The 696-nt window shown below is 37.2% G+C and carries 1 protein-coding gene; it reads right to left on the reverse strand.

Going from position 1 to position 696, the window contains the following annotated elements:
• Positions 1 to 124: 124 nt before the first annotated feature.
• Positions 125 to 696, reverse strand: a 572-nt coding sequence (locus ACFINY_RS09890; protein ID WP_375701082.1) for a hypothetical protein, incomplete at its 5' end; no start/stop codon positions are given.

Below are 696 nucleotides of genomic sequence, written 5' to 3' on the forward strand. Positions count from 1 at the left end.
ATTCATATTTTTTGCACATAGAGATACCCTCACAATTTAATGTGATAAACATTTGCTAAAATTTGAAATGGAAAATTTGCTTAGAAAGCAGGCGCCCCCGCCGCGCCCGCCGCTGCTTTATTAATTAGACCCAGACAATCTCTAATTCACCATAAGGAGAGAGACGTTCAGTATAGGTTTTTATTTTAGTAGACCCGCCGACATTTTCACGAATAACAGCAATGCCATGAATATTGGCATTTTCATAAACATGTACGTTATTTGCTATACGAGCATTTTCATAAACCCTAGCATTGTCATAAACATAGGCATTATCATAAATAATAGCCTTGCCATACACATGTGCATTACCATAAACATGGGAATTATCAGAAATAACAGCATTGCCATAAACATGGGCATTATCATAAACATAGCCAGCAATGATAGCATTGTCATAAACCCGCGCATGACCATAGATATGACCACAAGTGACAGCATTGCCAAAAACTCTTGCATTTTCATAAACGTGACCATTTTTAAACACAAGAGCCTCATCATACACCCAGCAATTGCCATCATGAGAGAGGTTGCTTTCCTTTTCAATAAAGCCCCCTAAAGTACCTGCTTTGATATCAGAAAAGTCTTTTAATGCTTTAATGCGATAAAGGGTATGATTATTAATTACACGCGTTTCATTTGTGAGTGCAAACTTCT

This window comes from Bartonella sp. AA23NXGY (genome assembly GCF_042197165.1).
Classification (GTDB): Bacteria; Pseudomonadota; Alphaproteobacteria; order Rhizobiales; family Rhizobiaceae; genus Bartonella.